This is a genomic window from Flavobacterium reichenbachii, from assembly GCF_002217435.1.
Classification (GTDB): domain Bacteria; phylum Bacteroidota; class Bacteroidia; order Flavobacteriales; family Flavobacteriaceae; genus Flavobacterium; species Flavobacterium reichenbachii.
Genome location: NZ_MUHF01000022.1, coordinates 1 through 16049, shown reverse-complemented (window position 1 = coordinate 16049; position 16049 = coordinate 1). Strand labels below are relative to the sequence as shown.

Below are 16049 nucleotides of genomic sequence, written 5' to 3'. Positions count from 1 at the left end.
CAAAACGGGTCCTTTTTTTATGAAATCAATAAATTAAATTGATTGTTCTTCTTGTCTTTTTTTAGCTCTTTTCTCTTTGAACATTTCCCAGCTTGCTCCCGTAACCCAATAAGATACGAAACCAACTAAGAAAAACATCAACCAAAACCCTATAGTTAGTATGGTCAAGAAAAGTAAAAAACCTAAGTACTGTGAAAATTCAAACATGTTTTCCGGAATTTTTGAATGTAAGTACAAATGTAGCTTATATATTTTTCCTTGCCAATAAAAACCAAATCAATTTTTATAAAATGACAATTATAAGTATATTTATACTCATTTTAAATAAGGTTTTTTTTTGGTAATTATTCAACTATCTAAATTAGAAGATCATGAGTGTTTTTAGGAGCTGTTTCCCGCTCCCGAAACTTCGGGACGTTACAATCTTTTATGTTTAAAAAAAAACATAAAAGGATTTTCACTTCTATCGGGGCTAAACATTCATTTTCAAAAGAAATTTTAAACATCAAAATAAAAAATCCGTTTTAATCAGCGTTTTTACGAAGTAAATCAGCGTCACCCGCGTTACATTTATCACAACATTTTACATTTTACAAAAAACATTTTACAAAAAACAATATGAAATACAGAATTGAAAAAGACACCATGGGAGAAGTTCAGGTTCCTGCCGATAAATATTGGGGTGCACAGACAGAACGTTCAAGAAATAATTTCAAAATCGGAGCTTCGGCTTCTATGCCACAGGAGATTATAGAAGGATTTGCGTATCTAAAAAAAGCCGCTGCTTATGCAAACTATGATTTAGGAGTTTTACCAATCGAAAAAAGAGATGCAATTGCAGCAGTCTGCGACGAAATTCTAGCTGGAAAACTAGACGATCAGTTTCCGCTTGTAATCTGGCAGACCGGTTCAGGAACACAAAGTAACATGAACGTAAACGAAGTGATCGCAAACCGTGCACAAGTACTTAAAGGTTTTGAAATTGGCGAAGGAGAACAGTTTATAAAAGCAAATGATGATGTAAACAAATCACAATCCTCAAACGATACTTTCCCAACCGGAATGCATATTGCAGCTTATAAAATGGTTGTAGAAACGACAATTCCGGGAGTCGAAAAGTTACGTGACACCTTACTTGCAAAATCATCAGAATTCAAAGATGTTGTAAAAATAGGACGTACTCATCTTATGGATGCTACTCCGCTAACATTGGGACAGGAAATTTCAGGTTATGCTTCGCAGTTAAATTTCGGATTGAAAGCTTTAAAAAATACTTTAGCGCATTTATCAGAAATTGCCTTGGGCGGCACAGCAGTTGGAACTGGACTAAACACCCCAAAAGGCTACGATGTAAAAGTGGCACAATATATAGCCGAATTTACAAATCATCCTTTTGTTACTGCAGAGAATAAATTTGAAGCTTTAGCAGCACACGATGCTATTGTAGAAACTCACGGCGCATTAAAACAGCTGGCTGTTTCCTTAAACAAAATTGCCAATGATATCAGAATGCTTGCATCTGGGCCTCGCTCTGGAATTGGAGAAATTCATATCCCGGAAAACGAACCAGGATCTTCTATTATGCCTGGAAAAGTAAACCCAACTCAGTGCGAAGCTTTGACAATGGTTTGTGCTCAGGTAATAGGAAACGATATGGCAATTGCTGTCGGCGGTATGCAGGGACATTATGAATTAAATGTTTTTAAACCTGTTATGGCTGCTAATTTTCTTCAATCAGCGCGTTTATTAGGTGACGCTTGCGTATCATTTGACGAACATTGTGCTCAGGGAATTGAACCTAATTACAAACGTATCAAAGAATTAGTAGACAATTCATTAATGCTGGTTACTGCTCTAAATACTAAAATAGGTTATTATAAAGCAGCAGAAATTGCGCAGACAGCTCACAAAAACGGAACTACATTAAAAGATGAAGCCGTGAGATTAGGCTACGTAACTCCAGAAGATTTTGACGACTGGGTAAAACCTGAAGAAATGGTTTAGTTTAATTGTGAATTCTGAATTGTTAATGGTGAATTATTACAAAGGATTATACAAAAAGGGCGGTCTTAAAAGTAAGACCGCCCTTTTTGCATTTAATAATTCAAAATTATTTACCATCTACATAATCTTGCAAATAACTAAACCTCGGTGTTAGTTTGCCTTTTTCTGTGATTTTTGCACGTTTTAAAATACCATCTTTATCACCGTTGAAAAATGCCGGGATGACATGTTCCATAAATTGTTCTCCGAAACCTTCACTCGCGTCCTTCGGAATTTCGCAGGGAAGATTATCAACCGCCATTACCACAACAGCTGCAGGGTGAAAAATATCAACTTCTTTATCTTCAAGAGGAAAATATCCGTATAAAGGTTCTGCAATAGTAGAAGAACGCAAAGTACATGCAATTGGACCGTTAACATCGCAGGAAATATCAGCTACGATTTTTAATCTACAATCACTTGCATTCAGCATTTCGCGAGTTAAAATCATTGGAGCATTATTAGCATGAAAATGACCGGCAAAATAGATATCAGAAACTTTTGTGAATTTCTCAAAATCAGACTCGTAAGCAGTTGGGTTATTTACAAAATCATTAAAATCTATAAGTTGCTCATCTTTACGTTTATTATATTCTAAAACATCTAGCTGTACATAGACAGCCTGTGTATATTTTTTAGTCAGGTAATTTTCGACTGTAATTTCTTTTACTTTTATGGCATCAAGAATTTCTTTGACACCGCTTCCTACTTTGCCTGTTCCTGTAACTACAAATTTCAGCGCTGGCATAGTGATCCTCTTAAGATGTTTAATAAGATCATCTTTACCGTCAAGAGTTTCAGCTTTTGGAAGTTTAAAAAGTTCAAATTTTATTCCAAAAGCACGGATTCCGTTATATACACCCACCATACCGGCATATTTTCCGAAACCAATTAAACGGCGATCATTAGCGTCAACAATAGTTTCATGATCGTACAAATCGATTTTTTTTTCTAAAATTGCTTTTAATAGCTTTTGATTATAAGGCTGCTTCTTAATAGTATGAGAAAAAAAGAAATACGCTTTATCTGGAATCAAATCTTCTACTGGAACTTCTTTAACTCCAAATAAAACATCACAATCTGAAACATCATTTGTAATCGTAATCCCTAAACTTTTATATTGTATGTCCGAAAAAACACGAATATCTGAACTTTCTACCTCTACAGAAGCAGTATCATAGTGTTGTTTTAATTTTGCAAGTTCGTTTGGAGAAAAGACAACGCGTCTGTCTGGTGGGTTTTTTCTTTCTTTTATGATTCCGAATTTCATTTATATCCGATTAATTTAAGTATTAATATAACTTTTAAACTTCAATTTGTTTCAAATATAACAAATAAAGTTAAAATTTTGTTGTTGCTTTCTAATTTTGAAAGATTATAAATCGCTAATAGCTGATGGACAATCAGATAATCAAAATTCTTATTAAAAAAAAGTTAAAAAAATCGATTCGATTCATTATAAATAAGAAAACAAAAGTATTGAATTCTATATATTTGTTATTAAAGAATAATGAAAATGAGCATCCTTAAAAAGACAAATATACTACAAATACTTACTCTAAGCATAGTTTTAGGGTCATGTGGACAACAGAAAACCAAGATTGAAAAAAATGAGGCTGCAATAATTGAAGATACCCTGCCTAAAATGAAGCCGGCAGATCCAGAAGCAAAAGTGAGCCAGGCGTATCTAAACTCTGTAACAGGCAGAATAAATCATTTTTACAATAAAAATTGGCCCAATGATAAAATGAACGGAAGCTTTCTGGTTGCTAAAAACGGCCAGATCATTTTTGAAAGATATAATGGTTATGCAGACAAAAATGAGGGAACAACAATAAATGAAAATACACCTTTACATATTGCTTCTGTTAGTAAAGTCCTCACTGCGACTGCAGTTCTAAAATTAGTAAATGCAGGAAAATTAGATTTAGATCAAAAAGTCAACACAATTTTAAAAACATTTCCTTATCCCGAATGTACAGTTCGAATGTTACTAAGCCACCGCAGCGGTATGCGTAACTATGCCTATTTTACAGATCGTGACAAATCGGTTTGGGACAGACATAATCAGCTCACGAACAAAGATATTCTTGAAATCTTAGCTACTAAAAATATCGGTTTAGAATCTACAACAGGAACTCGTTTTGCATACTGTAACACAAATTACGTTATGCTGGCACTTATTATAGAAAAAATAACCGGTCTGACTTACAAAGAAGCTATGACCGAGATGATTTTTAAGCCGTTAGGAATGACACATACTTTTGTATTTGATTATGAAAAAGACAGAAAAACAATTGTTCCGTCCTACAAAGGAAATAATGTAGAAATCGGATTAGATTATATGGATGCTGTTTACGGAGATAAAAATATTTTCTCGACACCTCGTGATTTATTAAAATTTGACCGTGCGAGAAATAGACCCGATTTTTTGAAACCTGATTTATTAAAACAAGTTTATACAGGTTATAGTAATGAACGTAAAGGCACGAAAAATTATGGTTTAGGAATTAGAATGATCAATTGGGATTCTGGACAGAATTTTTACTTTCATAACGGCTGGTGGCACGGATATACTTCATCTTACATTCCGTTAATGAATGAAAATGTTACTATTATAGCTTTATCAAATAAATTTACCAGAAACACTTATGCGGTGCGTAAACTGGCTCCAATTTTTGGAGATTATCCGTTTAATTTTAAGGATGAAGAATAAAGTTATTTTTCTGAAAAATTTATTACAAACCTAACTTCAAATAGTATAAATTTGCAAACTCATTTTTGGGGTCGACTGGTTTTGACAGCAAGTCGAATTGAACAGTAAGCACGTCGAGCATTGAGACCTTGCTCGTAAATATAAGATCTTACACATTTACACGGCGAAAATAACTACGCTTTAGCTGCATAATCTGAATTATAGTAAGATTAGCCACGTCCCTATCAGATAGGGAAGCTGGATTCTCCTTGAAAGCCTTGGTTTGTGGCGGTCAGTACAGGGGAACCGTAAAAATAGACCTAGATTTCCATGAGCTTCGGGTGGATTTCGAAATTAAGAAGATAAGTGTTGGGTGGCTGTTTCTGGCCTAGCTTAACATCGAAAACCCAATCAGGAAATAAACGTGTAGAAAGCTCTTTAGTTGCTTGTTTGGACCCGGGTTCGATTCCCGGCGACTCCACAAAAAAGCCTGTAAACTCAATGTTTACAGGCTTTTTGTTTTTTAGTTGACATAAAACATTTATTTAACAACACTATATTTTAAAATTTCAGTTTTCTTCATACAAATTACTTTCCCGTTTATTATAAAAAGCTTCTTTTGAAATTTTAAATTTGTAATGCCTACAATATAATATTATGTTTTGGTTTTGGCATTTCTGGCAAATCTTCTTCGCTAAGCATTTCCTTTAAATCAATTTCGATAATCTTGCAAATTTGAGATATCGGCACATCATTCGGACTTCCTTCAAAAGGATTTTCGCTGCTTTCGCCCACTTGTCCTAAAGAAGTATACATCCACGAAATAATAACACTGAACGGAATTACAAACCAAACCATATTTCCGTGCATAAAACCACTTACAGCTTCATTCAGTTTATCAAATTCTTTTAATAATCCGAAAGGAAGCAAAAAGCAAAACAACTGCACTAATAAAGTATTAATAATCGCGTATTGTCTCGGATAAGGAGAATCTTTCAACTGCTCGCTTCTTCCCTGCTGCGAATAAAAATCTTTTATCGTTCGTTGTAAATCGACAAACTGAAGCACAACAATTTCCTGATCATCATAAAGTTGTTTTAAAGTTTTGCTTTGAAGCGCCATGATTTGAGTCGATTTATTTTTTGCTTTCAGAATATAATTTAATTCTTCGCGAGATAGAAATTGCGCCAGTTCTGTTTCTAAAGCTGTTTCTCTTTCCGGAATTATATAATATTGCTGGTACTCGGTATTGTGTTTAATTTGGGTGGTTTCCCAAATTCTGTACGATCTCATTTCGTAACGCAATGCTGTCAGCCATGCAATATGACGGTAAATAAGTACTTTAGACGTTTCAGGATTATTCAAAAAATCACGGCACATTAAACCCCAAGATCTGCTGGCATTCAAAATTAAAGTCCATATTTGCTGTGCTTCAAGAGTTCTGTTGTACGTTTGTGTGTTTTTAAAACCCACAATAAAAGCCGTTGCGGTTCCTAGTAAAGCTACGACCGTCCAGGAAATACCCAGCCATTTTAATTCAAAAATCTCATATAAAATAGTTGGTATGACGCTCATCACCAGCAATAAGAAAATGCTTTTTCTTGTCCAGACAATAAACTCTTTTAATCGATATGATTTACCTGTGTACATTTTTCTGATAATTAAAATCTTTACGTAATTCTTTAAAATTCAAGTCGTTTTTAAAATCAAATTCTTATTCTCTTGCATTAAAGATTTATAAAAAATTGATTGTTTATTAAAATATAGACGAGTAACCTTCATTTTCGTCTTCTTCAAAAGGCTGTTCTTTCATATGAAGTGTTTCATCCAGTAATTCGCTTCCATCAGTTGAATCATGATGATGAAAAATTTCTTCACTATCCATTTCAGTACTGTAAGCTGCCGATTTTGACAAGCCCAGTAATCGTAAAAAATTGATAATTTTCATAGTTACTTTTATTAATTGTTAATTGTCAATTATTAATTGTTTAAGAAACCGGATGAATTATTTTTCTGGTTTCTCCATCCATTTCAATAAAACCCATTTTGCCATTTTTATAGCTTTCTCCGGCATTGGCCAAGGCTTCTTCAGAATCCATCACCATTGCGCCTTTAGAAAATAATTGTTCGTGTAAGGGTTTCCCCGAAATAAGAATCAATTCGCAGTTTGTTATTCCGATGAATTTCAAAGGTTCCTCAAAATCTGATTCGGCCATAGCAATCACCATTCCTTCCTCTAATTCTATCGTGGTTTGATTCGTCATAAAATCAAAATAGCCTTCAACCGCTAAAACAGTTCCAGACCATTGCGCAGGAAGCAGATGTGAGAATTCTTTTCCTGCTTCTAAAAAGATGTGAAGCAAAGTCAAAGAATCCGGAGTTTCTATTTTATTTACTGTTTTGCCGCTTTCACCGCACACTACTCGCACACGTACACCTTCGTCTGTAATTTCAGGTATTGCTGTTTTATCAATAAAAACACTCTTTGGATCTTCCTGCTTTTTTGAAGCCGGAATATTAACGAACAATTGCAGTCCTTCAACAGTGGCTCCGTCAGGAACAGGAAATTCTGAATGTACAACGCCTTTTCCAGCATAAGTCCACAATAAACTTCCGGGTGTTATTACGATATTATTCCCACGGGAATCTACACTATGATATGGAGCTGAATTTTCGAAAACATAACTGATAGCGGACATTCCAGCGTGTGGATGTGGTCCGAAAATATCATGTTTCAATTCAAAATGATCAAATCCGATTATAGGATCCATAAGTCCTTCAAAATCTTTTCCCCTTGCTTTTCTGGCAAAAAATTGTTCATCTCCCTGCACTTCTGGTGTAATCACTGTTGATAGTACTAACTTGTTCATGATTCTTATTTTTAAGGTTAAAATCGCACCGCTGCCCACTGAATTGTCGTGTTGTTGATCAGATTTTCGTAATAATTACGCTGACGTAGGGATTTAGTATGCACGAACGGGTGGAAAGTGCATGCCCATTACAACCGCCTCGACAAACTGCCTACCCGTCATCTTCGTTTCAACGGGCATCGAAGCCATTTATAATTTGATTATGCTCTTTGCGGACGGTTAGGAAACCATTCCTCAAAAGTGATTGTTCCTAATTTTGCAGTTTGAGCAGGAACAAGAGTTAGTTCTTCAAGAGGCGCTCCAAAATACAATGCTTTTTCATCTGAAATAACCTGAAGCGAATTACTTGTTTTGGTTAAATACGTTTGTAATAATTCTGATAATTTAAAACGTTCCGGTCCGCCAATTTCGATAATATCATTTATTGGGTTTCCAAGTGAAAGTTCCACCACCATTGATGCTACATCTTCAGAAGCTATTGGCTGAATTTTTGCCGGAGAAATAGTAACGCTTTCGCCTTCATGTGCAGAAGCTACGATACCGCCAAGAAATTCCATAAATTGAGTAGAATGAATAATCGTGAATGGAACTCCAGATTTTTTGATTAAATTTTCCTGCGCTTGTTTTGCTCTAAAATAACCGCTGTCCTGCAAACGATCTGTTCCTACTACCGAAAGTGCAATATGATGTTTTACGCCTGCATTAATTTCTGCTGCTAATAAGTTTCTGCCTGAAGTTTCGAAAAACTCCAATACTTCTTTATCTGCAAATGATGGTGAGTTTGCCAAATCAATTACGATATCTGTATCTGTAACTGCTTCTGCAAGTCCTTCGCCAGTTATAGTATTGATTCCTGTTGATGGCGCTGCCGAAATTACGTTGTGTCCCTGATCACGAAGTTTGTTAACTACTTTTGATCCAATTAATCCTGTTCCGCCGATTACTAAAATTTTCATGATGTCTTTTTTAAATTGTTATAAATGATTTTCCTATTCATTTTCATTTAGTAATAGCCAATTTGCGTGCCATTCACATAAAATACTGCAAATCAATTACTTAATTATAAAAAATTATTTTAAACTTCCCCTTATAAAGGGAAATCATTTTGACTTTCACTTTATATAGTGAAAAGTGGAAATTGGCAGTAAATTTATTTTTAAGAAAAAACAGAAAACAAAAATGCCCATCACTTTTGGTAATGGGCATTGAAAATTGAAAGAATAACTTAATTTATTTCAGTACAATTGTTTTTAACACATACAAAATAGGTTTCATATAAAAAAAGAGATTAAAAATAAACTCGTTTATTACACATAGCCAATTATGTTTGTTTAAACAAGTGAAACGCCTTTTTGAGTAAACTAAATCTATGTTTTTATGTGTTAGAATTTAATTACAAACAATGGTTTATCTAGTTAAAAGTATTCTGATTTTGTTATGGAAAGTTTTTTCATCTTTGAATGAAGCGTATTTCCGGGAATATCGAGAACTTCAGCTGCACCGCCTGCACCGGAGATTTTACCGTTACATCTTTTTAAAGCGCTGATGATAAAAAGACGTTCCATTTCTTCCAGTGATTTGCTGAAGATATTTTCTTCGGCGTCGTTTTTTTTTGTTTTTTTCGGAAGATATACTTCACGCAGAATACTATCTGTCGTCATAAGAACACTTCGCTCTATAAGATGTTCTAATTCCCGAACATTTCCAGGCCACAAATAACTGTGCAATTGCTGCAATGCTTTTGGTGCAATACGATTGATATTTTTTCCATTGTTTTTATTGTATTTCGCAACAAAGAAATTAGCCAATGCTTCTACATCTTCCATTCTTTCCCGAAGTGAAGGCAGATAGATTGGGAAAACATTCAATCTGTAAAAAAGATCCGAACGGAAACGTCCTGCTGCAACTTCTTCTTCTAAATTACGGTTTGTTGCCGCAATGATTCTCACATCTACTTTTATAGTATCCTTTCCTCCTACGCGTTCTAATTCTCGTTCCTGAATAACGCGCAATAATTTTACCTGCGCTTCAAGAGGCATTTCGCCAATTTCATCTAGAAACAATGTACTGTTATTGGCTAGTTCAAATTTTCCTAATCGCCTGTCTGTTGCTCCTGTAAAAGCACCTTTTTCATGTCCGAATAATTCGCTTTCAATTAAATTGGCCGGCATTGCTGCGCAGTTTACCTTAATCATCAATTTGTCTTTTCGGTGTGAGGCATTATGAATCGCGCGGGCAATTAATTCTTTTCCGGTTCCGGTTTCTCCAAGAATCAAAACAGTCGAATTCGATTCGGCTACCAATGACATTAAGTGATATACTTTCTGCATTTGTTTCCCGCTTCCGATAATCTCAGTAAAGTTGTAAATATTTTTAATTTGTTCCTTCAAATACACATTTTCATGTTCTAATTGCTGTTTGTACAATAGCAATTTTTCATTGGCCTGTATATTCGCAATAGCGACTGAAATCTGCGAACAGATTCCTTTTAAAATAGATGGATCCAATTTATCAGCCAAAAGCCACATTGTAGCTACATTCGAATTTCCTACTTTTAATAAAGCGCCGTAAGCATTCTCGAAACCTACTTTTTTCCAAAGCTGTGCAAAACCTGAATTGGTTTTCTCTAATTCTTCTTCTACATTAAAAATAATAGCACAATCGCTTTTAATTACCTGTGCCGTGTAAGGCTCGTGAATATCGAGTTTAACAGCTTCCATTTTATCAAAATCAATTTCGGCTTTTTCGAATAACGTTCTGTCAAACATATACGGACTTAAACCAATTCCGTCATCATCAAAAATATTAAGCATCGCCAGTTTTGTGTCCAGAAGATCACGCAGCACGTTGATAATCGCAAGCTGTAAATCTTCTTTGGTTCTTACACCCGCAATTTCGTTACTAAACTGAAGCAAAACGGATTGTTCGTTATTTTTACTTTCTAAAGATTCATTAGTGATAATGTTTGCCATTGCAGTAGAAATCTGCGAACAAATACCCTGAAGCAGCGAAATATTAATCTCTTCGATAGCAAGCCATAAAATCCCTAATACAACATCGCCATTACGAAGCGCGATCCCAACCATTCTGGTGAATCCCATTTTCTTCCAAAAAAAGAGATATTGGGACGTTATTCCTCTTGCAATTTCAATGTCTGTATTGAACAAAAGCGGAATATAACTGTCCAGAACTCTATTTTGAAGTCCGTCATTTACAGGGTATTTTGCCTGCAGAATTTCGATCAAAACCGGGTAATCTTCGGTAGTAATATCTTCGTCATAAATATAAGAACTAAGCGAAACGCCGTCATCGTTTAATTTTCGAATGACATAACCACGAAGCGGATTTATTTTTTTTAATGCCGTACGAACCGCAATCGCAAGATCTTCTCTATTTCTGACTTCTGAAATATCATTACTTAAATCAAGCAAAAATGACTTTTCCTGCTCTTTCTTTTCCAATTCTTCATTTTTAATAATGTTAGAAACCGCAATAGAAAGCTGAGGCGCAATACCTTTTATAAGATTTCGAAACTCTTTTGTAAAGCTGTCTGTCCTGTCTGAATAGGTATGTAAAAAACCAAGCGGCTTATCTTCAATCCACAAAGTGGTCATCAGTATATCGCGAATACCGCCATTATAACTGACTTGTAGATACGATGGACTTTCTGGTTTGTCTTTAAAATCTTCAACTATAAAAGAGATTGGACTATCAGAATCCAGTACTGCTTTTATAAAGGGTTCATGTATCGTAAAATGTGTTTTTTGCAATTTGGCATACGCTGCCGGATCTAAAATCTGATCCGTAGCTGTATCGAGTAAAAAACCTTTATAGGTTTCATCTTTATGATCAATCAGGGTGACAATCGTATGCGTAAAATAGTAAAGGCTTTTTAATCTTTTAGACAATAAAAAAATCAAATCTTTTTTCTCCCTTACCTTGGTAATGTCTTTACCAAGTTCCAAGAGCATATTTCTTTCATTTATATAAAAATTACTTTCAGATTTTTCAACAGAATTTTGATCATCGCCAGACGATACATCTTTATAGTTTAGGTCATCATTAGTATTGATTTTTTTCATTTTACAGCTGCTTCTAAAATCAGGTTCCTTGTAAATCTTCTCTAACTTTAATACATTTTCTAATGTATAAATATAAAACAATAAAGCATTTAATTCTTAAATTCATCTATCTTTAAGTTAATATCCATCGAATGCACTAACAAAAAATATTGGCAAAAGACTGAGTTATAATTTTATAATTTAGATTGTAATTATTATTTGGATTAAATCTAAATAAGTATAACTTTGCGGTTTTAATTTAAATAACCGCCATGAAGTTTACCTACATACTGTTGCTTTGCGCCATTTTTAATATTAGTTCGGCGCAAAATGCGAAAATTACAGGAAAATTAGTTTCTGAAAATAATGAAGCCATTTCTTATGCTTCCATTTCTATAAAAAGCCCTAAAAAAGGAGCAATAACAGATGATAAGGGAAATTTCGAAATTAATGATCTAACTCCCGGAAATTACACATTGTATTTTACAGCTATGGGATTTACTACTCAGGAAAAAACTGTAGAATTACACGAAAATGAAAATCTTGAACTTTCAATACGGCTTCAGGAAAATATTAATACACTGCAGACAGTAGAAATTACAGGAAGAAAAGAGAAATCGTACCGAAACACAAAATCTTTTATTGGTGCAAAAACAGAAATTGCGTTAAAAGATCTACCGCAAGCCGTCTCTTATGCTACAAAAGAATTAATTGCCGATCAGGGTTCCATTCGCGTAGGCGAAGTGGTAAAAAACTTTAGTGGTGTAAGTCAGTTTACTTTTTATGATGATATTTCGATAAGAGGTTTTAGAATTAATGGAGGAAGTAATACACAGCTGCTTAACGGTATGAGAACTTCAACCGGATTTTGGAAACAGCCTTTAGCCAATTATTTAGAACGCGTCGAAGTTTTAAAAGGTCCTTCATCAGCTTTATTTGGAAATGCATCTCCGGGTGGAGTTTTAAACAGGGTTACAAAAAAACCTTTAGACCAGCCGGCAAACAGTGTTAGTTTTTCTACAGGAAGTTTTAATACATTAAGAGCTTTAGCCGATTTTACAGGTCCATTAACTCAGGATAAATCACTTTTGTATCGTTTGAATTTAGGATATGAAAATGCAAACTCTTTTAGAGATTTACAATTTGATAAAAATATTGTCTTCGCGCCTTCATTATCTTTTCTTCCCAATGATAAAACAAGTGTAAACTTCGATTTGATTTATACAGGATCAAAAAGTGTCTTAGACCGCGGTCAGTCGACATATGAAGATAATTTATATTCTACAAAAACTTCAAATTCTCTAAACTCAACCAATGATTACTTAAATGAAGAGACTTATATTATTACCACTTCATTAAATCACCAATTTACAGATCGTTTGTCGTTTTCTGCCTCGTACATACGCACTGGATATACAGAAGACCTCCTAGAACATCGTGGTGCCAATAAATATGCTTCTGCCGGAGACGGAACAACAATTCCGACTGCAATAGAAATGCAGGTATTTATGCGTAAACGAAAGCGTTATATTGACAATCTTTCTGCTTTCTTTAAATATCAGGCTAAAACCGGCATTTTTGATCATAATTTGATCGCAGGATATGATTATGCTCAAGAACAAGTTCCGGCTGGAGGTTCTCAACTACAGGCGACAGGATATAGAAATGCAGCAAACACAGGATCGATTGCAACTTATAATCCAAATAACAAAGCAGCTTATCTTCTGGATTCAAAAGGAAATCCGGTACCAAACGTGGCGCATTTTGATTTAACAAATCCATCAGCATCACAACAGTTAAAAGATATGAGTAAGTATTTTTATGCTGCTCGTCCGTTTGATCCAACGTATTATTCTTTATACGGAGTTTATATTCAGGATCACGTTAAATTTGGTGCTTTTCAAGCTTTAATCGGAATACGATACGATGAATACAGCGATAAAGAAAATTATAAAAAAAGTAATGAGAAAAAGGTAAAACAACATTCTTTTTTACCACGTTTCGGACTTACTTATACACTTAATCCAAATATAAATTTATACGGAACTTATGTTCAGGGATACAACCCGCAGACTGCCTCTTCGTTATCAAATCCAAATGCCGGCGGACCTTTTGATCCCTTAGAAAGTAGCATGATTGAGTTTGGAGGTAAGTCTTCATGGTTCAAAGAAAAACTTTTTGTAACTGTTGCCTTATTCAAAATTCAGCAAAAAAATACTTTATATCCTGCCAATGATACTACAAACCCCGACTTGATGAGATCAATTGGAGAAGAAGAATCCAAAGGTATCGAAATTGACATAAATGGAAATATTACACGTAATTGGAGTGTTTCTGCTGCATATTCTTATAATGAAGCTTATATTACAGATAGTCCTGTTGCAACAGAAATTGGAAGGCAAAAACCAAATACTCCTGTACAACAAGGAAACATTTGGACTCGCTATAATTTTACCAATGGCATAATGAAAGATTTCGGTATAGCAATGGGATCTAATTTTGTAACAACCCGTAACCTAAGCCAGACTATAACTCAGACCATTCCGGGCTACACTTTATTTAATGCTGCTTTATATTACAATATCAATAAATTTAAAATACAGCTGAATGCTAACAATATTACCAATAAAACCTATTGGGTTGGAGGATACGACTATATTCGTTTATTTCCAGGAGCACCATCAAATTGGCTGTTAACACTTGGCTATTCTTTTTAATTGACTATTTTTATTTTGAAAACAGTTTTGAATCATTTCTTTTATGAATAAAACATTTAAAAAAAATATTGGCAAATTACATCTTTGGCTCGGACTTGCGTCCGGGCTAATTGTTTTTATTGTAGCATTGACAGGCAGTATCTTAGTTTTTGAAGACGAAATAGACCCCATCCTTAATCCAGAATTTTACAACGTTGAAATTACAGGAACAAAAAAGATGATCATAGATAACTATGTTAGAGATATAAATCAACAATATAATATTAAAGAATTAGACCGTATTCAAATATACGCAGACCCTCAAAGAACAGTAATTATTACTGGAACGGATACTAATAAAAAAGATATGATCTTTTCAGTTGATCCTTATACTGGAAAAGTTTTAGGCGCAATTTCAGAAAAAAACAGGTTCTTTTCGATCATTTTAGATCTTCACCGACATTTAATTATGGGCGATATCGGAAAGTTTATTACAGGATGCAGCTGTTTAATTTTTGTATTTATGCTGCTTTCTGGGCTTATTTTATGGTGGCCCAAAAAAATTAAAAATCTAAAACAAAGGCTGGTCGTAAAATGGGATGCTTCCTTTAAAAGAGCCAACTGGGATTTCCATTCCACTTTCGGTTTTTATACTTTTTTAATTCTTTTGATTATCTCCTTAACTGGATTAACTTGGTCATTTAAATGGTTTGAAAGCAGTATTTATCTCCTTGCTGACGGAACTACCAAAAAGCCTTCTGCAAAAGTTGAAAATCCAACCAAAATTGACCCAAATCTCGATAAAACGTTTTTCTATCAGAATCTATTTTCGAAAACCGATAGTATTTATAAATATTCAGGCGATACTCAAATCAGAATACCTTCTGATACGATAAATAGTATTATGGCAATCAAATTAAATCTCGAAAAATCGATCCCTAATATTTCGAGTATTGTATATTTTGATAAATATACTGGTGAAATTATAAAAACCAGACCATATGAACTTTTAAGTAATGGTGATAAAATCAGACGACTTATTTACCCTATTCATACCGGAAGTATCTACGGATATCCTACAAAAATATTAGCATTTATAGTTTGTCTATTCGCTGCCACACTTCCTATAACTGGTTTAATAATTTGGTTAGGAAGAAAAAAGAAGACTAAATGATATTATTAATAATAACATCTCTAAATTAATTACATTTTATGATATTGAATAAAAAGATTTTCTTATCTCTTATCAAATCTATTTAGAGGATTCAGAAATGTAGACTTTTTCTTATTTAGATTATCTAATCATTTTGCGCAACCCCAAATTTTTGAAACTGATCCCATTTAGTATTGATCTATTCTAAATGTCTCTACTTTTAATAAATTAATAAAAAAAAACTTCAATCAGCATAAGCTAATTGAAGTTTTTAGTACTCAGAGCGGGACTTGAACCCGCACGAACATTGCTGTTCACTGGATTTTAAGTCCAGCGTGTCTACCAATTTCACCATCCGAGCATTATGTGGTACCTCCAGGGATCGAACCAGGGACACATGGATTTTCAGTCCATTGCTCTACCATCTGAGCTAAGGTACCTTATTTATACCAATTAAGATATAAGTAAAAAAAGAATAAAAAACCCTCTCCGATTAAGGACAGGGTGTTTTTAAAAAGAAAGGCGACGACA

Annotated in this window: 11 protein-coding genes, 2 tRNA genes and 1 other RNA gene; 5 read left to right on the top strand and 9 right to left on the bottom strand. The window is 34.2% G+C overall.

Features of this window, described 5'->3' with window-relative positions; genetic code table 11:
- Positions 1–33 precede the first annotated feature (33 nt).
- On the bottom strand, positions 34–207 hold the full coding sequence (locus B0A68_RS18865; RefSeq protein WP_026984685.1) for a hypothetical protein: 174 nt from the start codon (positions 205–207) through the stop codon (positions 34–36).
- A gap of 411 nt (positions 208–618) precedes the next feature.
- Here B0A68_RS18865 and fumC point away from each other — a divergent pair, with 411 nt between their 5' ends.
- Positions 619–2004: a class II fumarate hydratase gene (gene fumC / locus B0A68_RS18860; RefSeq protein ID WP_035682691.1), complete on the top strand. Its 1386-nt coding sequence runs from the start codon at positions 619–621 to the stop codon at positions 2002–2004.
- Positions 2005–2110: 106 nt separating this feature from the next.
- Here the strand turns inward: fumC and B0A68_RS18855 are convergent, their stop codons facing one another.
- On the bottom strand, positions 2111–3313 hold the full coding sequence (locus tag B0A68_RS18855) for an NAD(P)-dependent oxidoreductase (RefSeq protein ID WP_035682688.1): 1203 nt from the start codon (positions 3311–3313) through the stop codon (positions 2111–2113).
- A 240-nt stretch (positions 3314–3553) separates the two neighbouring features.
- Here B0A68_RS18855 and B0A68_RS18850 point away from each other — a divergent pair, with 240 nt between their 5' ends.
- Together B0A68_RS18850 and ssrA are read left to right on the top strand one after the other, a co-directional pair.
- Complete coding sequence (locus B0A68_RS18850) at positions 3554–4759, top strand: serine hydrolase domain-containing protein (protein WP_035682685.1); 1206 nt, start codon at positions 3554–3556, stop codon at positions 4757–4759.
- 67 nt (positions 4760–4826) lie between these two features.
- Positions 4827–5222, top strand: a transfer-messenger RNA (tmRNA) gene (ssrA, locus tag B0A68_RS18845).
- 158 nt (positions 5223–5380) lie between these two features.
- On the opposite strand, the gene B0A68_RS18840 is transcribed toward ssrA, so the two are convergent.
- From B0A68_RS18840 to B0A68_RS24730, 5 genes are all read right to left on the bottom strand, one after another.
- On the bottom strand, positions 5381–6388 hold the full coding sequence (locus B0A68_RS18840; protein WP_035682683.1) for a bestrophin family protein: 1008 nt from the start codon (positions 6386–6388) through the stop codon (positions 5381–5383).
- Positions 6389–6494: 106 nt separating this feature from the next.
- The gene (locus B0A68_RS18835; protein ID WP_035682682.1) at positions 6495–6686 is read right to left on the bottom strand and encodes a hypothetical protein; all 192 of its coding nucleotides are present in this window, start codon (positions 6684–6686) and stop codon (positions 6495–6497) included.
- A 40-nt stretch (positions 6687–6726) separates the two neighbouring features.
- Entirely contained in the window at positions 6727–7608 is an 882-nt protein-coding gene (locus B0A68_RS18830; protein ID WP_051892478.1) for a pirin family protein, read from the bottom strand.
- 200 nt (positions 7609–7808) lie between these two features.
- On the bottom strand, positions 7809–8564 hold the full coding sequence (locus B0A68_RS18825; protein WP_035682680.1) for an SDR family oxidoreductase: 756 nt from the start codon (positions 8562–8564) through the stop codon (positions 7809–7811).
- Positions 8565–9023: 459 nt separating this feature from the next.
- Positions 9024–11690, bottom strand: a complete 2667-nt coding sequence (locus tag B0A68_RS24730; protein ID WP_240475235.1) for a sigma-54-dependent Fis family transcriptional regulator — start codon at positions 11688–11690, stop codon at positions 9024–9026.
- A gap of 251 nt (positions 11691–11941) precedes the next feature.
- Between B0A68_RS24730 and B0A68_RS18815 the strand changes: the two genes are divergently transcribed.
- Together B0A68_RS18815 and B0A68_RS18810 are read left to right on the top strand one after the other, a co-directional pair.
- Complete coding sequence (locus B0A68_RS18815; protein ID WP_035682678.1) at positions 11942–14386, top strand: TonB-dependent receptor; 2445 nt, start codon at positions 11942–11944, stop codon at positions 14384–14386.
- Between the two features lie 43 nt (positions 14387–14429).
- Positions 14430–15539, top strand: coding sequence for a PepSY-associated TM helix domain-containing protein (locus B0A68_RS18810; protein ID WP_035682676.1), 1110 nt, complete (start codon positions 14430–14432; stop codon positions 15537–15539).
- A 254-nt stretch (positions 15540–15793) separates the two neighbouring features.
- On the opposite strand, the gene B0A68_RS18805 is transcribed toward B0A68_RS18810, so the two are convergent.
- Positions 15794–15879 (bottom strand) — tRNA-Leu (locus tag B0A68_RS18805).
- Positions 15880–15885: 6 nt separating this feature from the next.
- Positions 15886–15958 (bottom strand) — tRNA-Phe (locus tag B0A68_RS18800).
- Between the last annotated feature and the right edge of the window lie 91 nt (positions 15959–16049).

Excerpts from the sequence above, each read along its gene's own strand:
- B0A68_RS18865 (WP_026984685.1), bottom strand. The coding sequence starts at position 207 with ATGTTTGAATTTTCACAGTACTTAGGTTTTTTACTTTTCTTGACCATA.
- fumC (WP_035682691.1), top strand. The coding sequence starts at position 619 with ATGAAATACAGAATTGAAAAAGACACCATGGGAGAAGTTCAGGTTCCT.
- B0A68_RS18855 (WP_035682688.1), bottom strand. The coding sequence starts at position 3,313 with ATGAAATTCGGAATCATAAAAGAAAGAAAAAACCCACCAGACAGACGC.
- B0A68_RS18850 (WP_035682685.1), top strand. The coding sequence starts at position 3,554 with ATGAAAATGAGCATCCTTAAAAAGACAAATATACTACAAATACTTACT.
- B0A68_RS18840 (WP_035682683.1), bottom strand. The coding sequence starts at position 6,388 with ATGTACACAGGTAAATCATATCGATTAAAAGAGTTTATTGTCTGGACA.
- B0A68_RS18835 (WP_035682682.1), bottom strand. The coding sequence starts at position 6,686 with ATGAAAATTATCAATTTTTTACGATTACTGGGCTTGTCAAAATCGGCA.
- B0A68_RS18830 (WP_051892478.1), bottom strand. The coding sequence starts at position 7,608 with ATGAACAAGTTAGTACTATCAACAGTGATTACACCAGAAGTGCAGGGA.
- B0A68_RS18825 (WP_035682680.1), bottom strand. The coding sequence starts at position 8,564 with ATGAAAATTTTAGTAATCGGCGGAACAGGATTAATTGGATCAAAAGTA.
- B0A68_RS24730 (WP_240475235.1), bottom strand. The coding sequence starts at position 11,690 with ATGAAAAAAATCAATACTAATGATGACCTAAACTATAAAGATGTATCG.
- B0A68_RS18815 (WP_035682678.1), top strand. The coding sequence starts at position 11,942 with ATGAAGTTTACCTACATACTGTTGCTTTGCGCCATTTTTAATATTAGT.
- B0A68_RS18810 (WP_035682676.1), top strand. The coding sequence starts at position 14,430 with ATGAATAAAACATTTAAAAAAAATATTGGCAAATTACATCTTTGGCTC.